The sequence below is a fragment of the Streptomyces sp. genome (assembly GCF_035645055.1).
Classification (GTDB): Bacteria; Actinomycetota; Actinomycetes; order Streptomycetales; family Streptomycetaceae; genus Streptomyces.
In genome coordinates this window covers 39,481-56,739 of sequence record NZ_DASQNH010000003.1, presented here as the reverse complement: position 1 = coordinate 56,739, position 17,259 = coordinate 39,481, and the positions used below count along the sequence as shown (strand labels likewise).

General features: G+C 72.8%; 17 protein-coding genes and 1 pseudogene. 12 read left to right on the top strand and 6 right to left on the bottom strand.

Annotated features, from left to right (window positions below; all coding sequences use genetic code 11):
• Positions 1 to 3 precede the first annotated feature (3 nt).
• Positions 4 to 732, bottom strand: a complete 729-nt coding sequence (locus VE614_RS01585) for a ZIP family metal transporter (RefSeq protein ID WP_324930646.1) — start codon at positions 730 to 732, stop codon at positions 4 to 6.
• A gap of 201 nt (positions 733 to 933) precedes the next feature.
• Between VE614_RS01585 and cobM the strand changes: the two genes are divergently transcribed.
• From cobM to cobC, 6 genes are read left to right on the top strand one after another with little or no spacing between them, the layout of a single operon-like run.
• A complete protein-coding gene (cobM, locus tag VE614_RS01580) occupies positions 934 to 1,752 on the top strand; it encodes a precorrin-4 C(11)-methyltransferase (protein ID WP_324930643.1) in 819 nt (272 codons plus the stop codon).
• A complete protein-coding gene (cbiE, locus tag VE614_RS01575; RefSeq protein ID WP_324930640.1) occupies positions 1,749 to 2,987 on the top strand; it encodes a precorrin-6y C5,15-methyltransferase (decarboxylating) subunit CbiE in 1,239 nt (412 codons plus the stop codon). The genes cobM and cbiE overlap by 4 nt, the downstream gene beginning before the upstream one ends.
• A complete protein-coding gene (cobJ, locus tag VE614_RS01570; RefSeq protein WP_324930637.1) occupies positions 2,984 to 4,675 on the top strand; it encodes a precorrin-3B C(17)-methyltransferase in 1,692 nt (563 codons plus the stop codon). Before cbiE ends, cobJ begins: the two co-directional genes overlap by 4 nt.
• The gene (locus tag VE614_RS01565) at positions 4,672 to 5,259 is read left to right on the top strand and encodes a precorrin-8X methylmutase (RefSeq protein WP_324930634.1); all 588 of its coding nucleotides are present in this window, start codon (positions 4,672 to 4,674) and stop codon (positions 5,257 to 5,259) included. Before cobJ ends, VE614_RS01565 begins: the two co-directional genes overlap by 4 nt.
• On the top strand, positions 5,259 to 6,197 hold the full coding sequence (locus tag VE614_RS01560; protein WP_324930631.1) for a sirohydrochlorin chelatase: 939 nt from the start codon (positions 5,259 to 5,261) through the stop codon (positions 6,195 to 6,197). The genes VE614_RS01565 and VE614_RS01560 overlap by 1 nt, the downstream gene beginning before the upstream one ends.
• Positions 6,187 to 7,242: an Rv2231c family pyridoxal phosphate-dependent protein CobC gene (cobC, locus tag VE614_RS01555; protein WP_324930628.1), complete on the top strand. Its 1,056-nt coding sequence runs from the start codon at positions 6,187 to 6,189 to the stop codon at positions 7,240 to 7,242. Before VE614_RS01560 ends, cobC begins: the two co-directional genes overlap by 11 nt.
• Before the next feature lie 239 nt (positions 7,243 to 7,481).
• Here the strand turns inward: cobC and VE614_RS01550 are convergent, their stop codons facing one another.
• Genes VE614_RS01550 through VE614_RS01535 form a run of 4 tightly spaced genes read right to left on the bottom strand, consistent with a single transcriptional unit; the run spans position 7,482 to position 11,058 of the window.
• On the bottom strand, positions 7,482 to 8,573 hold the full coding sequence (locus VE614_RS01550; RefSeq protein WP_324930625.1) for an amidohydrolase family protein: 1,092 nt from the start codon (positions 8,571 to 8,573) through the stop codon (positions 7,482 to 7,484).
• A 21-nt stretch (positions 8,574 to 8,594) separates the two neighbouring features.
• The gene (locus VE614_RS01545) at positions 8,595 to 9,386 is read right to left on the bottom strand and encodes an amino acid ABC transporter ATP-binding protein (protein WP_324930622.1); all 792 of its coding nucleotides are present in this window, start codon (positions 9,384 to 9,386) and stop codon (positions 8,595 to 8,597) included.
• Positions 9,383 to 10,216: an amino acid ABC transporter permease gene (locus VE614_RS01540; RefSeq protein WP_324930619.1), complete on the bottom strand. Its 834-nt coding sequence runs from the start codon at positions 10,214 to 10,216 to the stop codon at positions 9,383 to 9,385. Before VE614_RS01540 ends, VE614_RS01545 begins: the two co-directional genes overlap by 4 nt.
• Entirely contained in the window at positions 10,213 to 11,058 is an 846-nt protein-coding gene (locus VE614_RS01535; RefSeq protein WP_324930616.1) for a transporter substrate-binding domain-containing protein, read from the bottom strand. Before VE614_RS01535 ends, VE614_RS01540 begins: the two co-directional genes overlap by 4 nt.
• A 191-nt stretch (positions 11,059 to 11,249) precedes the next feature.
• Here VE614_RS01535 and VE614_RS01530 point away from each other — a divergent pair, with 191 nt between their 5' ends.
• From VE614_RS01530 to thpD, 6 genes and pseudogenes are all read left to right on the top strand, one after another.
• Positions 11,250 to 12,350, top strand: a complete 1,101-nt coding sequence (locus VE614_RS01530) for a pyridoxal-phosphate-dependent aminotransferase family protein (protein WP_324930844.1) — start codon at positions 11,250 to 11,252, stop codon at positions 12,348 to 12,350.
• 150 nt (positions 12,351 to 12,500) lie between these two features.
• Positions 12,501 to 12,575 (top strand): annotated as a pseudogene (locus VE614_RS01525) (DUF664 domain-containing protein); the annotation flags it as partial.
• A gap of 292 nt (positions 12,576 to 12,867) precedes the next feature.
• Positions 12,868 to 13,398 carry a diaminobutyrate acetyltransferase gene (gene ectA, locus VE614_RS01520; RefSeq protein ID WP_324930613.1) on the top strand — a complete coding sequence of 177 codons (531 nt, stop codon included), beginning with the start codon at positions 12,868 to 12,870 and terminating at the stop codon, positions 13,396 to 13,398.
• Between the two features lie 13 nt (positions 13,399 to 13,411).
• Positions 13,412 to 14,683, top strand: coding sequence for a diaminobutyrate--2-oxoglutarate transaminase (ectB, locus tag VE614_RS01515; protein ID WP_324930610.1), 1,272 nt, complete (start codon positions 13,412 to 13,414; stop codon positions 14,681 to 14,683).
• A 20-nt stretch (positions 14,684 to 14,703) separates the two neighbouring features.
• Positions 14,704 to 15,108, top strand: coding sequence for an ectoine synthase (locus VE614_RS01510; RefSeq protein WP_324930607.1), 405 nt, complete (start codon positions 14,704 to 14,706; stop codon positions 15,106 to 15,108).
• Between the two features lie 5 nt (positions 15,109 to 15,113).
• On the top strand, positions 15,114 to 16,040 hold the full coding sequence (gene thpD / locus VE614_RS01505) for an ectoine hydroxylase (protein WP_324930604.1): 927 nt from the start codon (positions 15,114 to 15,116) through the stop codon (positions 16,038 to 16,040).
• Between the two features lie 71 nt (positions 16,041 to 16,111).
• On the opposite strand, the gene VE614_RS01500 is transcribed toward thpD, so the two are convergent.
• Positions 16,112 to 17,176 carry an aminotransferase class V-fold PLP-dependent enzyme gene (locus tag VE614_RS01500; RefSeq protein WP_324930601.1) on the bottom strand — a complete coding sequence of 355 codons (1,065 nt, stop codon included), beginning with the start codon at positions 17,174 to 17,176 and terminating at the stop codon, positions 16,112 to 16,114.
• Positions 17,177 to 17,259: the final 83 nt, after the last annotated feature.

Here is a 17,259-nt window from a genome sequence, read left to right as displayed (position 1 = left end):
TGGTCACTCGGCGATGCCGACCACCAGCCAGATGAACGCCGCGCCCGCGACCGTGCACAGCAGGGTCGGGCGGGCCGGATGCTCGTGGTGGGCCTCGGGCAGGATCTCGGCCGCCGCGAGGTAGAGCAGCGCGCCGCCGAAGAAGCCGAGGTAGCCGCCGAGCACGGGCTCGGGGATGGTGAACAGCAGCGTGGAGGCCGCGCCGGCGACGGGCGCGACCGCGTCCGCGACCAGCATCGCGATGGCGCGGCGGCGGGCGTTGCCGTAGACGGTCGTCAGGGTGAAGGTGTTGAAGCCGTCCGCGAAGTCGTGGGCGATCACGGCGAGCGCGACGGCGACGCCCATGCCGTGGCCGACCTGGAAGGCGGCGCCGATGGCGACGCCGTCCATGGCGCTGTGGCCGACCATCGCCGCGGCGGCGGTGAGGCCCACCTCGGGCGTCCGGCCGTCGTGCTCGCCGGCCCCGTGCGCCGCCTGACGAGCCGCCAGCAGACGTTCCACCAGATGGGCTACGAGGAAGCCGGCCACGAAGAGCAGCAGGGCGGCCGGGACGCCGTGCACCTCGGTGCCCGCCGCCTCCAGCGCCTCCGGCAGCAGGTCCAGGCCGACGACGCCCAGCATCAGGCCGCCGGCCAGGCCCAGCACCAGATGGCGGCGGTCGGTCACGCGCTGCGCCGTCCAGCCGCCGGCCAGCGTCATCAGGAACGCGCCGAGCGCGACGAAGACCGCCATGTGCCCTTGCTATCCGATCGGCGGCGGGTCGCGCACCTCCGGCCCGGTATGCGCTGAGCCCGCCTCGCCCCACGGCGCCCCGCCCTCGACCCGTGTCGAAACCGCCTTGATCCCGCCTTGATCCCGCCTTGATCCCGTCTTCATCCCGCGATGTACCCGCGTTGAACCCGCGTTGACTTCCGTACGAGAGGAACCGACCCCATGGCCGACACCCCTGCCGGCAAGGTGACCTTCGTCGGTGCCGGCCCCGGCGCCGCCGATCTGCTGACGTTCCGCGCCGCGCGCGCGATCGCCGAGGCCGACATCGTGATCTGGGCGGCGAGCCTGGTCCAGGCGGAGGTCCTGGAGCACGCGCGCGAGGACGCGCAGGTCCTGGACTCGGCGACGATGTCCCTGGAGGACGTGGTCGCCGTCTACGAACGGGCGCACACCGAGGGCCTGAAGGTGGCCCGTATCCACTCCGGCGACCCGGCGCTGTGGGGCGGCACCCAGGAGCAGCTGGACCGCTGCCACGAGATCGGCATCGCCACCGAGGTGGTGCCGGGCGTGTCGTCGTTCTCGGCGGTCGCCGCGCTCGCCCAGCGGGAGCTGACCATCCCGGAGGTCGCGCAGTCGGTGGTGCTGACCCGGCTGGGCGGCGGCAAGACGCCGATGCCGCCCGGCGAGGAGGTCCGCGAGTTCGCCAAGCACGGCACGACCATGGCGGTCTTCCTGTCGGCGGCGCGCAGCGGGCAGCTGGTGCGGGAGCTGCTGGAGGGCGGCTATCCGACGACCACGCCGGTGGTCGTGGCGTACCAGGCGACCTGGCCCGAGGAGCTGGTCGTGAAGTGCACGATCGGCACGCTGGAGGAGACCGTCAAGGAGCACAAGCTCTGGAAGCACACGCTCTTCCTGGTCGGTCCGGCCCTGGACGCGCACGGCACCCGCTCGCACCTGTACCACCCGGGGCACTTCCACGGGTACCGCAAGGCCGACCCGGAGGCCCGCAGGGCGCTGCGCTCGCGGGGTGCCCAGACGTGATCACGGTCATCGGTACGGGGACCGGGGCGCCCGTGCCGGACGCGGCGGTGGCCGGTGCCGAGCTGGTCGTCGGCGGGCGGCGGCACCTGGACGCCGTACGGCTGCCGGAGGGCGCCGAGCGGATCGTGCTCGGGCCGCTGGCGCCCGCGCTGGACGTGATGGAGCCGTACGTCGAGAAGGGCCGGCCCGTCGCGGTGCTGGCCTCGGGCGACCCCGGGTTCTTCGGGATCGTGCGGGCGCTCGCCGAACGGTTCGGGACGGAGCGGCTCGACGTGCGCGCCGGGGTGTCCTCGGTGGCCGCCGCGTTCGCGCGGGCCGGGCTGCCGTGGGACGACGCGGTGGTGGTCAGCGCGCACGGCCGGGAGCCGCGCACGGCGGTGAACGTGTGCCGGGCGCACCCCAAGGTGGCGGTGCTGACCGGACCGGGCGCCGGTCCGGCCGAGCTGGGCGCGGCGCTGCGGGACACCGGGCGGGTGCTGGTCGTCGCGTCCGCGCTGGGCGATCCGGCGCGCGAGCGGGTGGAGCGGATGACACCGGCCGATGCGGCGGCCCGCGACTGGGGCACGGCGGTCAGCGTCGTCCTGTCCCTGGATCCCGAGCGGGCGCTGGGCGCGGTGCGCACGGTGGCCGGACCGGCCGAACGGCCCGCCGGCTGGGCGCTGGACGAGGCGGACTTCGCGCACCGCGACTCGATGATCACCAAGTTCGAGGTGCGGGCGCTGGCCCTGGCCCGGCTCGGCCCCCGGATCGGCGACCTGGTCTGGGACGTCGGCGCGGGCTCCGGCTCGGTGGCCGTGGAGTGCGCGCGGCTCGGCGCGGCGGCCGTCGCCGTGGAGAAGGCGGCGGACGGGGTGGAGCGGATCCGCGCCAACGCCGCCGCGCACGGGGTGGACGTGCGTGTGGTGCACGGGGCGGCGCCGGAGGCGCTGGCGGATCTCGCCGACGACCCGGACGCCGTGTTCGTCGGCGGCGGGGGGCGCGAACTGCCCGCGATCGTCACCGCGTGCGCGCGGCGCGCGCGGCGCACGGTGGTCGTCGCGATGGCCGCGCTCGACCGGGTGCCGGCCGCGCGGGAGGCCCTGACAGGTGCCGGGTTCTCCTGCGACGGGGTGCTGTTGCAGTCGTCCCGGCTCGCGCCGCTGCCGGGGGACGTGACCCGGCTCGCGGCGACCAATCCAGTGTTCCTGCTGTGGGGCGTACGCCGTCCCGCCTGTACCGAAGGAGTTGCCCAGTGATCGGCCTCATTTCCGCCACCGCGGCGGGAGCGGCGGCACGGGACCGGCTGGCCGCGGCGTGGCCGGACCGCACCCGCGTCTACGACGGACCCGTGGGGGACGCCGTGCGGCGGGCGTTCGCCGAGTGCGAGCAGCTGGTGTGTTTCCTGGCTGCGGGGGCGGTCGTCCGGCTGGTCGCGCCGCTGCTGGGCGACAAGGCGACCGACCCGGGTGTGGTCTGTGTCGACGAGGGCGGGCGGTACGCCGTGTCGCTGGTGGGCGGACACGGTGGCGGCGCCAACGACCTCGCCCGCGAGGTGGGCGCGGTGCTGGGCGCGGAGCCGGTGGTGACGACGGCGACGGACGCCGTCGGCATCGCGGGTCTGGACACGCTCGGGCTGCCCGTGGAGGGCGCGGTCGCCGCGGTGTCGCGGGCCCTGCTGGACGGGGAGCCGGTGGCGCTGCGGGCGGAGGTGGCGTGGCCGCTGCCGCCGCTGCCGGTCGCCGAGGACGGCCCGTACGCGATCCGGGTGACGGACCGTCTGGTGGAGCCCGCCGAGCGGGAGGCCGTCCTGCGTCCTCCGACGCTGGTCGTCGGGGTCGGCGCGTCCAAGGGGGCGCCCGTGGCGGAGGTGCTCGATGTGATCGAGACCGCCCTGCGGGACGCGGGGCTGTCCGCGCGCAGTGTCGCCGAGCTGGCCACCGTGGACGCCAAGGCCGAGGAGCCCGGGATCGTCGGGGCCGCCGCCCGGCTGGGCGTGCCGCTGGTGACGTACGCCGCCGAGGAACTGGCCCGCGTCGACGTGCCCAACCCGTCCGACGCGCCGCTCGCCGCGGTGGGCACGCCGTCGGTCGCGGAGGCGGCGGCGCTGGTGCGCGGCGGCGAACTCCTCGTGCCCAAGCGGAAGTCCGCGGCCAGCCCCGCGATGGCGACCTGCGCGGTCGTACGGCGGCCCGGGCGCGGGCGGCTCGCGGTGGTGGGGCTCGGGCCGGGCGCCCGCGACCTGCTCACACCGCGCGCCAAGGCCGAGCTGGAGCGGGCGTCGGTGCTGGTCGGCCTCGACCAGTACGTCGACCAGATCCGCGACCTGCTGCGGCCCGGCACCCGGATCCTGGAGTCCGGGCTCGGCGCCGAGGAGGAGCGGGCCCGCACGGCGGTCGCCGAGGCCCGCGAGGGGCGTGCGGTGGCGCTGATCGGCAGCGGAGACGCGGGCGTGTACGCCATGGCCTCCCCCGCGCTCGCCGAGGCGTCCGACGACATCGACGTGATCGGGGTGCCCGGGGTGACGGCGGCGCTGGCCGCCGGGGCGATCCTCGGGGCGCCGCTCGGTCACGACCACGTCTCGATCAGCCTGTCCGACCTGCACACTCCGTGGGAGGTCATCGAACGGCGGGTGCGCGCCGCCGCCGAGGCCGACCTCGTCGTCACCTTCTACAACCCGCGCAGCCGGGGCCGCGACTGGCAGCTGCCGAAGGCGCTCGCCATCCTCGCCGGGCACCGGGAGCCGACGACGCCGGTCGGTGTCGTCCGCAACGCGTCCCGGCCGGACGAGTCGAGCCGCCTGACCACACTGGGCGCACTCGACCCGGCGACGGTCGACATGATGACGGTCGTGACGGTGGGCAACACCGCGACCCGGGAGATCGCCGGCCGCATGGTGACACCGCGCGGCTACCGCTGGCAGGCATCGCAGGAGGACGCCCAGTGAACCGTGTGGTCCACCCCATCGAGCAGGAGTCCTTCCGGCGGCTGCGCGCCCGCCTGGACACCTCGCACTTCCCGCCGCTGACCCGGGCGGTGACGGAACGGGTCATCCACTCCGCCGCCGACCTCGACTACGCCACCGACCTCGTCATGGACGAGGCCGCGCTGGAGAAGGCGTACGCCGCGCTGCACGCCGGGGCGCCCGTCGTCGTGGACGTCGAGATGGTCGCCGCGGGCATCACCCGGCGCGAGACGGTCTGCCGGCTGAAGGACGCGAAGGCCGGTCCCGGGCTGACCCGCTCCGCGCACGCCATGCGGCTGGCGTACGAGCAGGTCGGGCCGGGCGCGCTGTGGGTGATCGGCTGCGCGCCGACCGCCCTGGAGGAACTGCTCACCCTGGACGCCGATCCGGCGCTCGTCATCGGCCTGCCCGTCGGTTTCGTCGGGGCGGCCGAGTCCAAGGCCGCACTGCGCGGGAGCGGGCTGCCCGCCGTGAGCAACGTGTCCGAGAAGGGCGGCTCGGCGGTCGCCGCCGCCGCGCTCAACGCCCTGCTGTACCACCCCACTTCGTACTCCGAGGAGAAATAGTGACCACCCCGCCGCCCGCCCTGCTCATCGCCGGCCATGGCACCCGGGACGAGGCCGGAGCCGAGGCGTTCCGCGACTTCGTCCGGGAACTGGGACGCCGCCACCCCGAACTCCCCGTCGCGGGCGGCTTCATCGAGCTGTCCCCGCCGCCGCTCGGCGAGGCCGTGACCGAGCTGGTGGAGCGGGGCGTACGCCGGTTCGCGGCCGTCCCGCTGATGCTGGTGTCCGCCGGGCACGCCAAGGGCGACATCCCGGCGGCGCTGGCCCGCGAGAAGGAGCGGCACCCCGGCATCTCGTACACCTACGGCCGCCCCCTGGGCCCGCACCCGTCCCTCCTGTCCGTGCTGGAGCGGCGGCTGGACGAGGCGCTGGGCGGCACGGCCCGCACCCCCGAGGACCGCGCGGACGTCACCGTGCTGCTGGTCGGGCGCGGGTCGACGGACCCCGACGCCAACGCCGAGGTGCACAAGGCGGCGCGGCTGCTGTGGGAGGGCCGCGGCTACGCCGGGGTCGAGACCGCGTTCGTGTCGCTGGCCGCGCCGGACGTGCCGAGCGGGCTGGACCGCTGCGCGCGGCTGGGCGCGCGGCGGATCGTGGTCCTGCCGTACTTCCTGTTCACCGGCATCCTGCCGGACCGGGTGCGTCAGCAGACCGAGGGCTGGGCGGCGGCGCACCCCGGGATCGAGGTGCGGTCGGCGGACGTCATCGGACCGGAGCCGGAGCTGCTGGACCTGGTGATGGAGCGCTACCAGGAGGCCCTGAAGGGCGACCTGCGGATGAACTGCGACTCGTGCGTGTACCGGATCGCGCTGCCCGGCTTCGAGGACAAGGTGGGCATGCCGCAGCAGCCGCACTACCACCCCGACGACGACGGCCACCACCACGGGCACGGTCACGGCCACCATCACGGAGGACACACCCACTCCCATGCGCACTGACGGGCCCGACCTGCGCCACCACGGTGACGCGGAGGTACGCGACGACGGCTCGGCGCTCACCGATCTCGCGGTGAACGTACGGTCCGACACACCCCCGGCGTGGCTGCGGGAGGTGATCGCCGGTTCGCTCGGCGGGCTGGCCGCCTACCCCGACGGGCGGGCGGCGCGTGCCGCCGTCGCCGCGCGGCACGGGCTGCCGGTGGAGCGGGTGCTGCTGACGGCGGGGGCGGCGGAGGCCTTCGTGCTGCTGGCGCGGGCGCTGAAGGTCCGGCGGCCCGTCGTCGTGCACCCGCAGTTCACCGAGCCCGAGGCGGCGCTGCGGGACGCCGGGCACTCGGTCGGCCGGGTGCTGCTGCGGGAGGAGGACGGCTTCCGGCTCGATCCGGCTGCCGTCCCCGAGGACGCCGACCTGGTGGTCGTCGGCAATCCGACCAACCCGACGTCCGTCCTGCACCCCGCCGGCGCGCTCGCCGGGCTCGCCCGGCCCGGGCGGACGCTCGTCGTGGACGAGGCGTTCATGGACGCGGTGCCCGGCGAGCGGGAGGCGCTGGCCGGGCGGACGGACGTGCCCGGACTGGTCGTCCTGCGCAGCCTGACCAAGACCTGGGGCCTGGCCGGGCTGCGCATCGGCTACGTCCTCGCGGCGCCGGAGACCATCGCGGAGCTGGCGCGGGCCCAGCCGTTGTGGCCGGTGTCCACACCGGCGCTGGTGGCGGCGGAGGCGTGCGTGTCGCCGCGGGCGCTGGCCGAGGCGGCCCACGTGGCGCACCGGGTCGCGGCCGACCGTTCCCATCTCGTGGCGGGGCTCGGGGCGTTCGCCGGGGCGGGGCTGCGGGTGGTGTCCCCCGCGGAGGGGCCCTTCGTCCTGGTCCGGCTGCCCGGGGCCGCGGGCGTACGGCACCGGCTGCGGGAGCTGGGCTTCGCGGTGCGGCGCGGGGACACGTTCCCCGGGCTGGGTGAGGAGTGGCTGCGGATCGCGGTGCGGGACCGGGGGACGGTGGAACGGCTGCTGGGGGCGTTGGGGCGGGTGCTGGAGGGGGGCTGAGCCCGAAGGTTGCGCCCCCGGCGCCCTTGCCCTTCCCCCTCCCGGTCCCGCCCGTGAGGGTTCCGCCTCGGCGGCGGGACCCCGCCACCACCGCCGCTCCCACGTCGGCGGGGCGACCGCCCCGCCGCCAAGTACGGCGTCGTGGGCTGCCGCCGGTCTCGGCGAGACCCGCCTCGGCGGGGCCGGTCTCGGCGGGGCCGCCCCGGGGTTTGATGCCGGGGGCGGGGACCCCCTGTCCCTCAGCCCACTATCCGTCCGTTCAGCACCACCCGTCGCGGCGCCGTGAGCACCCGTACGTCCGCGCGCGGGTCCGTCTCGTAGACCACCACGTCGGCGGGGGCGCCCTCGTCGAGGCCGGGGCGGCCGAGCCAGGCGCGGGCCGCCCAGGTCCCGGCGGAGACCGCGTCGACCGCCGGGATGCCGGCCGTGACCAGTTCGGCGACCTCGGCGCCCGCGAGGCCGTGGGCGAGGGAGCCGCCGGCGTCCGTGCCGACGAAGACCGGGATGCCGGCGTCGTAGGCGGAGCGGACCGTGTCGTAGCGGCGGGCGTGCAGCCGGCGCATGTGGTCGGCCCAGCGCGGGAACTTGGTCTCGCCGCCCTCGGCCAGCTTGGGGAAGGTGGCGATGTTGACGAGGGTCGGGACGATCGCGACGCCCCGCTCGGCGAACAGCGGGATCAGGTCCTCGGTGAGGCCGGTGGCGTGCTCGATGCAGTCGATGCCCGCCTCGACCAGGTCGCGCAGCGAGTCCTCCGCGAAGCAGTGCGCCGTGACGCGCGCGCCCAGGCGGTGTGCCTCGGCGATCGCCGCCTCGGCCGCCTCGCGCGGCCAGCACGCCGACAGGTCGCCGAGGTCGCGGTCGATCCAGTCGCCGACCAGCTTGACCCAGCCGTCGCCGCGCCGGGCCTCCTGGGCGACGTACGCGACCAGGTCGTCCGGCTCGATCTCCCAGGCGTAATTGCGGATGTAACGGCGGGTGCGGGCGATGTGCCGCCCGGCCCGGATGATCTTCGGGAGGTCGTCGCGGTCGTCGATCCAGCGGGTGTCGGCGGCCGAGCCCGCGTCGCGGATCAGCAGGGTGCCCGCGTCCCGGTCGGTCAGCGCCTGTTTCTCGGCGACGTCCGCCGGGACCGCGCCGTGCGCGTCGAGGCCCACATGGCAGTGCGCGTCGACCAGGCCGGGCAGCGCCCAGCCGGTCACCGTGCGCACCTCGCGGGCGCCGGCGGGACGGTCGTAGGAGATCCGCCCGCCGACGACCCAGAGTTCGTCACGGATGTCGTCGGGTGAGACGAGCACCCGGCCCTTCACGTGCAGCACCGCTCCATCGCTCATGCACCGCACCCTAGTGAGCCGCTAGCCGGACTTCCCCACCTGGTCCGAGATCTCCTCCTCGACGTCCGCCATCGCGGGATCGAGCAGACGGGAGAGGAAGTGGCGGGTGCGTTCGTGGGCGGGACGGGTGATGACCTGCTCCGGGGCGCCGTCCTCGACGATCACTCCGCCGTCCATGAAGACGACCCGGTCGGCGACCTCGCGGGCGAAGGTCATCTCATGGGTGACGACCATCATGGTCATGCCCTCCCGGGCGAGCATGCGCATCACCGCGAGGACGTCGCCCACCAGCTCCGGGTCGAGCGCGGAGGTCGGCTCGTCGAACAGCATCACCTCGGGGCCCATGGCCAGGGCACGGGCGATGGCGACGCGCTGCTGCTGGCCGCCGGAGAGGGAGGACGGGTAGGCGTCCGCCTTCTCCGCGAGGCCCACGCGGGCCAGGTTCTCGGCGGCGACGCGGGCGGCCTCGGCCTTGTCCCGCCCCAGGACCCGGCGCTGCGGCAGCGTCAGGTTCTCGGTCACGGTGAGGTGCGGGAAGAGGTTGAACTGCTGGAAGACCATGCCGATCCGGCGGCGTACGGCGTCGATGTCGACATCCGGGTCGGTGACCTCCGTGCCGCCGACGAACACCTGGCCCTCGGTGGGCTCCTCCAGCAGGTTGACGCACCGCAGCAGGGTGGACTTGCCGGAGCCGGAGGGGCCGATGACGCAGACGACCTCGCCCTGCCCGATCTCCAGGTCGATGCCGCGCAGCACCTGGTTGTCGCCGAAGGACTTGTGCAGGTCGCGGATCTCGATCTCGGGGCGGGTCATTTCACGGCCTCCTGGGCCTTCGCCTCCATACGGCGTACGACGAAGCCGAGCGGGATCGTGACCAGCAGGTAGCACAGGCCGGCGACGAGGATCGGCGTGGAGTTGGCGGTCTGGCTGGCGAGGTCCCGGCCGAACTTGGACAGCTCCCGCTCCTCCAGCGTGACACCGAGGAACAGCACCAGCGAGGAGTCCTTGAAGAGCAGGACGAGTTCGTTGGTGAGCGGCGGGAGGATGACCCGGAAGGACTGCGGGAGGATGATCGAGATCATCGCGCGCGCGTGGGAGAAGCCCAGCGAACGGGCCGCCTCCATCTGTCCCTTGGGGATGGCCTGGATGCCCGCGCGGAACGTCTCCGCCATGTAGGCGGCGGCGACCAGGCCGAGCGCGAGGGCCACCTTGCCGTAGGTGCCGCCGAGGATCTCCGTGCCGGGGAAGGCCAGCGGGACCGCCACCCCGATGAAGATGAAGATCAGCAGGGCGGGCAGGCCGCGGAAGATCTCGATGTAGACGCCCGCGAGCCAGCGGTACGGGCCGACGGACGACAGCCGCATCAGCGCGATGACCATGCCCAGCACCAGGCCGACGGCGAAGCCGGACAGGGTGTAGAGCACGGTGTTCTTCAGCGCCAGCGTGATGACCTCGGGGAACATCTGCTCCGCGATGTCGCGCTGGGCGAACTGGTTGGCCAGCCGGTCCCAGTCGGCCGCGACCGCGAAGGCGATCACGGCCGCGACGAAGACGACGTACTGGGCGCCGCGCGACAGGCTGCGCTTCTGGCGCCGGGTCAGGCCCTTCTTCTTCGGCTGGAGTGCGGTGTCCGGACTCGTCATGAGGCGGACGGGGAGGCCGCGGTCTCGTCGTACGGGCCGATCCACTGCTCGTAGAGCTTCTTGTAGGTGCCGTCGGCCTTGGCGTCCGCGATGGCCTTGTTGATGGCCTCGCGCAGCTTGACGTTGCCCTTCTTCACCGTGAAGCCGTACTGCTCGCCGGTGTTGATCTGCTCGGCGACCTCGAAGGCGTCGGCGTTGGCCTTGTCCTTCAGCCAGCCCTGGACCACCGGGTAGTCGATGACGACCGCCTGGACCTGGCCGGTGCGCAGGCCGTTGAGGACGGCGTCGGAGGACTCGAAGGAGACCGGGTCCAGGCCCTTGCTCTTGGCGTAGTCCTCACCGGTGGTCTGCGCCTGGGCGCCGACCTTCTTGCCCTTGAGGTCGGCGAAGGAGGAGATGCCGCTCTTCTTGTCGGCGAGGACCGCCTGGGTGGCGTCGAAGTACGGGTCCGAGAAGTCGACGTTCTTCTTGCGCTCCTCGGTGATGGTCATACCGGCGGCGGCGAGGTCGCACTGGCCGGCGTTGAGGGAGCCCCCGGTCTTGAAGTTCTCGAAGGGCTGGTCGAGGATCTCCTGCTTGACGTCCAGGTCCTCGGCGACCAGGTCGATCAGGGCGACGTCGAAACCCTGCACCTTGCCGTCGATCTCCGACTGGAAGGGCGGGTACGGCAGGTGGGTGCAGGTGGTGAGCTGTCCGGCCTTGACCAGTTCGACACCACCGGCGGCGGTCTTCTTGCCGCCGTCGCCGTCGTCGCTGGACGTGCAGCCGGCTACGAGGACCAGCCCGGCCGTCGCGGTGGCGGCGACCAGGACACGGGCCCGGCGCCCGAGGACGGTGTTCACGGGGGACCTCCTGAAGGACTGAGAGTTCTGATTATAAGGAAATGTTTGGGTCACTCAAATAGAAGTGATGCTTGTGGGGCGGCTGGGCCTAAGAAGTCACCGCCGCGACGGGGCGATGCGGGCCACCGGGCGGTTGACATGGGCCCGCTACCCTCGACCTCGTCCACCCCGTGAGCGAAGAGAGCACCGCCGTGACCCACCCCTTCCTCGACCTGCCCCCGCTGACCGCCGCGCGCTTCGCCGCGATCGAGGACCGGGTCGCCCGGCTGCTGGACACCCGGCAGGACGTCGTGATCATGCAGGGCGAGGCGCTGCTGCCGCTGGAGGGGGCCATCCGGGGCACCGCCGGGCCGGGCACGGTCGCGCTGAACGTGATCACCGGGCCGTACGGGCAGACCTTCGGGGACTGGCTGCGGGACTGCGGGGCCACGGTGTACGACCTCGCCGTGCCGTTCCACACGGCGGTGACCGCCGAACAGATCCGGGACGCCTTCGCCGAGCACCCGGAGATCGGCTTCGTCTCCCTGGTGCACGCCGAGGCGGCCACCGGCAACACCAACCCGGTCGCGGAGATCGGCGAGGTGGTCCGGGAGCACGGCGCGCTGTTCTACCTGGACGCGGTCGCCTCCGTCGGCGCCGAGCCGGTGCTGCCCGACGCGTGGGGCGTGGACCTGTGCGTGATCGGGGCGCAGAAGGCGATGGGCGGACCTGCGGGCGTGTCGGCGGTGTCGGTGAGCGAGCGGGCGTGGGCGCGGATGGCGGCCAACCCGCGGGCGCCGCGCCGCTCCTACCTCTCCCTCCTCGACTGGAAGGAGCGCTGGGTCGACGGCGGGCGCAAGGCGCTGCTGCACGCGCCGGCGCAGCTGGAGATGCTGGCGCTGGAGGCGTGCGTCGAGCGGATCGAGACGGAGGGCCTGGAGACGGTGATGGGTCGCCACCGCTGCGCCGCGGCGGCGACCCGCGCGGGCGCGGTGGCCCTCGGCGGGGGCCTGGAGCCGTACGTCCACCAGACCTCGGAGGCCGCCCCGGTGGCGACGACGCTGCGCGCCCCGGCGGGCGTGGCGGCCACGGACCTGGTCGCCCGCGCCCTGGCGAGCGATCCCGCGCTGCCGCTGGCCGCGGGGGGCGGTGCGCTGGCCAAGGAGATGATCCGGGTCAACCACTACGGGCCCGACGCGACGCCGGGGGCGGTGCAGGCCTGCCTGGCGGCGGTGGGCGCCGCACTGGCGGAGCAGGGCGTCCCGGTGGACCTGGAGGGTGCGCGCCGGGCGGCGGAGGACGCCTGGCGCTGAGCCGGGGCCGCCCTCCCGGGGGCTCCGCCCCCGGACCCCCGCCGGCCTGAACGGCCTCGTCCTCGTACGCCGGACGGGCCGAGCCGCAGGCGCCCGCCGTGCCACGCTCCCGGCATGACCACCGACACTCCTCAGGCTTTCCCCGACGGCGTCGAGGAGTACGCGCGGCACAACGGCCATGCGGGCATCCTTCGCGAACGTATTGACGGGGTTACCGGGGCTTGAATTCAAAGCCTTTATAGAAATTAAATCGGCGACAGCTTCCCGTGTTCTTCTGCCCCGTTTCCCCAGCCCTAAACGCAAAGATTCTGCGAACACCGTGCGGCGTAATTGCGGCGAAACTCGTGAGAGTGACACGGGTGTGACACGTTACACAGCGTGCCGGTTTTGCGGCAAAAATTCAGGACAAACCTGAGCAAAGTTCATCGCACGCGCCCGCGTGATAACACAGGACGCCTTCACACCCAACCCCCAGCGGCCATGCATCTTCGAATTCCACTCGGTAAATTGAATTCGCATGACTGCCGCACCAGCAGACACACCTGCAGACCTGCACATCGACCGCCCGTCGGTGGCGGACGGATCCGCTTTCTGGCGGCTCGCCAAGGAATCCGGAACCCTCGACCTGAACTCCTCCTACAGCTATCTGCTGTGGTGCCGGGACTTCGCCGCGACCTCCGCGGTGGCGCGCGACGGCGACGGGGAGGCCATCGGGTTCATCACCGGGTATCTGCGGCCGGACCGTCCGCGGACCCTGCTCGTGTGGCAGGTCGCCGTCGACGGCGCGCACCGCGGCCGCGGCATCGCGGCCCGGCTGCTCGACGGGCTCGCCGCCCGGGTGGCGGCCGAGCTGGAGGTGATCTGCGTGGAGACCACGATCACCCCGGGCAACACCGCCTCGGAGCGGCTGTTCACCTCCTTCGCCGCCCGGCACGGCGCCCGCGTGGAACGCGAGGTCCTGTTCGACACAGCGCTGTTCCCGGACGGTCCGCACGACCCCGAAGTCCTGTACCGCATCGGCCCGTTGACCCCCCACCTCTCGCACTGAGGAGCGATTCGTCGTGACCATCACCCAGCCCGACCTGAGCGTCTTCGAGACCGTGGAGTCCGAGGTGCGCAGCTACTGCCGCGGCTGGCCCACCGTCTTCGACCGGGCGCACGGCAGCCGTATGTACGACGAGGACGGCCACGAGTACCTCGACTTCTTCGCCGGAGCCGGGTCACTGAACTACGGCCACAACAACCCGGTGCTGAAACGGGCGCTGCTCGACTATCTGGAGCGGGACGGCGTCACCCACGGCCTGGACATGTCGACCACCGCCAAGCGGTCGTTCCTGCGGACCTTCCAGGATCTGGTGCTGCGCCCGCGCGACCTGCCGTACAAGGTGATGTTCCCGGGCCCGACCGGCACCAACGCGGTGGAGGCCGCGCTGAAGCTGGCCCGGAAGGTGAAGGGGCGCGAGGCCATCGTGTCCTTCACCAACGCCTTCCACGGGATGTCCCTCGGATCGCTGGCCGTGACCGGCAACGCCTTCAAGCGGGCCGGCGCCGGCATCCCGCTGGTGCACGGCACGCCCATGCCGTTCGACAACTACTTCGACGGTACGGTTCCGGACTTCCTGTGGTTCGAGCGGCTGCTGGAGGACCAGGGCTCCGGGCTCAACAAGCCGGCCGCCGTGATCGTGGAGACCGTGCAGGGCGAGGGCGGCATCAACGTGGCCCGCGCGCAGTGGCTGCGGGCGCTCGCCGAGCTGTGCGAGCGGCAGGACATGCTGCTGATCGTCGACGACATCCAGATGGGCTGCGGCCGTACCGGCGCGTTCTTCTCCTTCGAGGAGGCCGGCATTACCCCGGACATCGTGACCGTCTCCAAGTCCATCAGCGGCTACGGCCTGCCGATGTCGCTGTGCCTGTTCAAGCCCGAGCTGGACGTGTGGGAGCCGGGCGAGCACAACGGCACCTTCCGCGGCAACAACCCGGCGTTCGTCACGGCCACCGCCGCGCTGGAGATGTACTGGACCGACGGCTCCGCCATGGAGAAGCAGACCCGGGCGCGCGGCGAGCAGGTCGAGCAGGCGCTGATCTCCATCACCGAGGAGAACCTGGCCGACGTCCGGGAGTACCGGGGGCGGGGCCTGGTGTGGGGGCTGGAGTTCCACGACAAGGGCCGGGCCGAGCGGGTGGCGCGCCGCGCCTTCGAACTGGGCCTGCTGATCGAGACCTCCGGCCCGGAGAGCGAGGTCGTGAAGCTGCTGCCCGCCCTGACCATCACCCCGGACGAGCTGGACGAGGGGCTGACGACCCTCGCCCGCGCCGTCCGTGAGACCGCCTGACCAGGAGGCTGTGCACCACCATGATCGTCCGTTCGTTCAAGGACATCGAAGGCACCGACCGGCATGTGAAGGCCGCGTCCGGGACCTGGGAGAGCAAACGCATCGTCCTCGCCAAGGAGAGGGTCGGATTCTCCCTGCACGAAACGATTCTCTACGCGGGCACCGAGACGTCGATGTGGTACGCCAACCACATCGAGGCCGTGGTCTGCGTCGAGGGCGAGGCCGAGCTGACCGACCACGAGACCGGGCGGAGTCACACGATCACGCCCGGGACCATGTACCTCCTGGACGGCCACGAGCGGCACACGCTCAAGGTCAAGGAGGACTTCCGCTGCATCTGCGTGTTCAACCCGCCGGTCACCGGCCGGGAGGACCACGACGAGAACGGCGTCTACCCCCTGCTCACCGAACCCGAGGAGGTGTGATCACCATGACCACCACCACGAGCACGACCACCACGAGCACGACCCCCACCACCGTCCCCGATCTCTACCCGACCCGGGGCACCAGCGAGGTGCTGATCCCCCGCCAGGACCCGGTCGTGTGGGGCGCGCCCGACGCGCCCGGCCCGATCGACACCGCGGGCCTGCAGTCGTTCGAGCGGGACGGGTTCCTCGCCATCGACGAGCTGATCTCCGAGGACGAGGTCGCCGTCTACCGGCAGGAGCTGGAGCGGCTGATCGCCGACCCGGCGATCCGCGCCGACGAGCGTTCGATCGTCGAGCCGAAGTCGAACGAGATCCGCTCCGTCTTCGAGGTGCACCGGATCAGCGAGGTGTTCGCGAACCTGGTGCGCGACGAGCGGGTGGTGGGCCGGGCCCGCCAGATCCTGGGGTCGGACGTCTACGTCCACCAGTCGCGGATCAACGTGAAGCCCGGCTTCGGCGCCAGCGGCTTCTACTGGCACTCCGACTTCGAGACCTGGCACGCCGAGGACGGCCTGCCGAACATGCGCACGGTCTCCGTCTCGATCGCGCTGACCGAGAACCACGACACCAACGGCGGGCTGATGATCATGCCCGGCTCGCACAAGACGTTCCTGGGCTGTGCGGGTGCCACGCCGAAGGACAACTACAAGAAGTCGCTCCAGATGCAGGACGCGGGCACGCCGTCCGACGAGGCGCTGACCAAGCTGGCCTCCGAGTACGGCATCCGGCTGTTCACCGGCAAGGCCGGTTCGGCGACCTGGTTCGACTGCAACGCCATGCACGGCTCCGGCGACAACATCACGCCGTTCCCGCGCAGCAACGTCTTCATCGTGTTCAACAGCGTGGAGAACGCGGCGGTCGAGCCGTTCGCGGCGCCGGTGCGGCGGCCCGAGTTCATCGGGGCGCGGGACTTCACGCCCGTGAGCTGAGGTGAAGTGATCATTCGGGAGCGGGCGGTGTCCTCGGGACACCGCCCGCTCCCGTGTCCGTTCCGTATCGGTCAACCGGCCAGCACGTCCAGCAGCCGGTCCACGTCCGCGGCCGTGTTGTACAGGTGGAAGGCGGCGCGCAGATTGCCCGCGCGGTCGGACACCTCGATGCCCGCCTCGCTCAGCTCCGGCTGGCGCGCGCCCAGGCCGGGCACCGAGACGATCGCCGAACCGGGGGCGGCCACCGGCTCGTGGCCGAGCGAGACGAGCCCGGCCCGGAACCGGTCGGCGAGCCCCACGTCGTGGGCGTGCACGGCCGCCACGCCCAGTTCCTCGATCAGGTCGAGCGAGCGGCGCAGCCCGGCGAAGGTGAACAGGGCGTGGGTGAGGTCGAACCGCCGGGCGCTGTGGGCGTACTCGGCGACCGGCCCGTAGGTGCTCTCCCACGGCTTCTCCCCCGCGACCCAGCCCGCGAGCAGCGGGGTCAGGCCGCCGAAGTCCGCCGGGACGACGAGGAAGGCCGCGCCGTGCGGGCCGAGCAGCCACTTGAAGGAGACGGCGGCGCTGAAGTCGTGGGCGCCGGCGTCCATCGGCAGCCAGCCGGCGGACTGGGAGAAGTCGACGTAGGTGCGCGCCCCGTGGGCGCGGGCCGCCTCGCGCAGGGCGGACAGGTCGGCGATCCGCCCGTCGGCCGACTGGACGGCGCTGACCGCGACGAGCGCGGTGCCGGGGCGGACGGACTCCGCGATGCGCTCCAGCGGGACCGTGCGGACCTTGAGGTCGCCGCGGACGTGGAACGCGTTCAGCACCGAGGTGAAGTCGCCCGCGGCGGTGAGGACTTCGGCGCCGGCGGGCAGGGAGGCGGCGATCAGACCGGTGTGCGCGGCGACGGACGCGCCCAGGGCGACCCGGCCGGCCGGCACGCCGGCCAGCCGGGCACAGGCGGCGCGGCACGCCTCGACGTCCTCGTACAGCGAGGTCAGCGGCCTGCCCTCGGCCCGCAGCAGCGCCGCCTCGTGCAGGGCGCTGACGGCCCGGGCCGGCAGCAGGCCGTTGCTCGCGGTGTTCAGGAAGGTGGACCTGGGGGTGAACTCGGCACGGACCAGGTCGTCGAAGGCGCTCCCGGAGATCTTCATGGATCCACTGTGGTCCCCGGACCGTCTCTCGTCCATTGCGAATTTTTACCCGGTTCCCCTAAGCGCTGCTTATGCATTCCTTC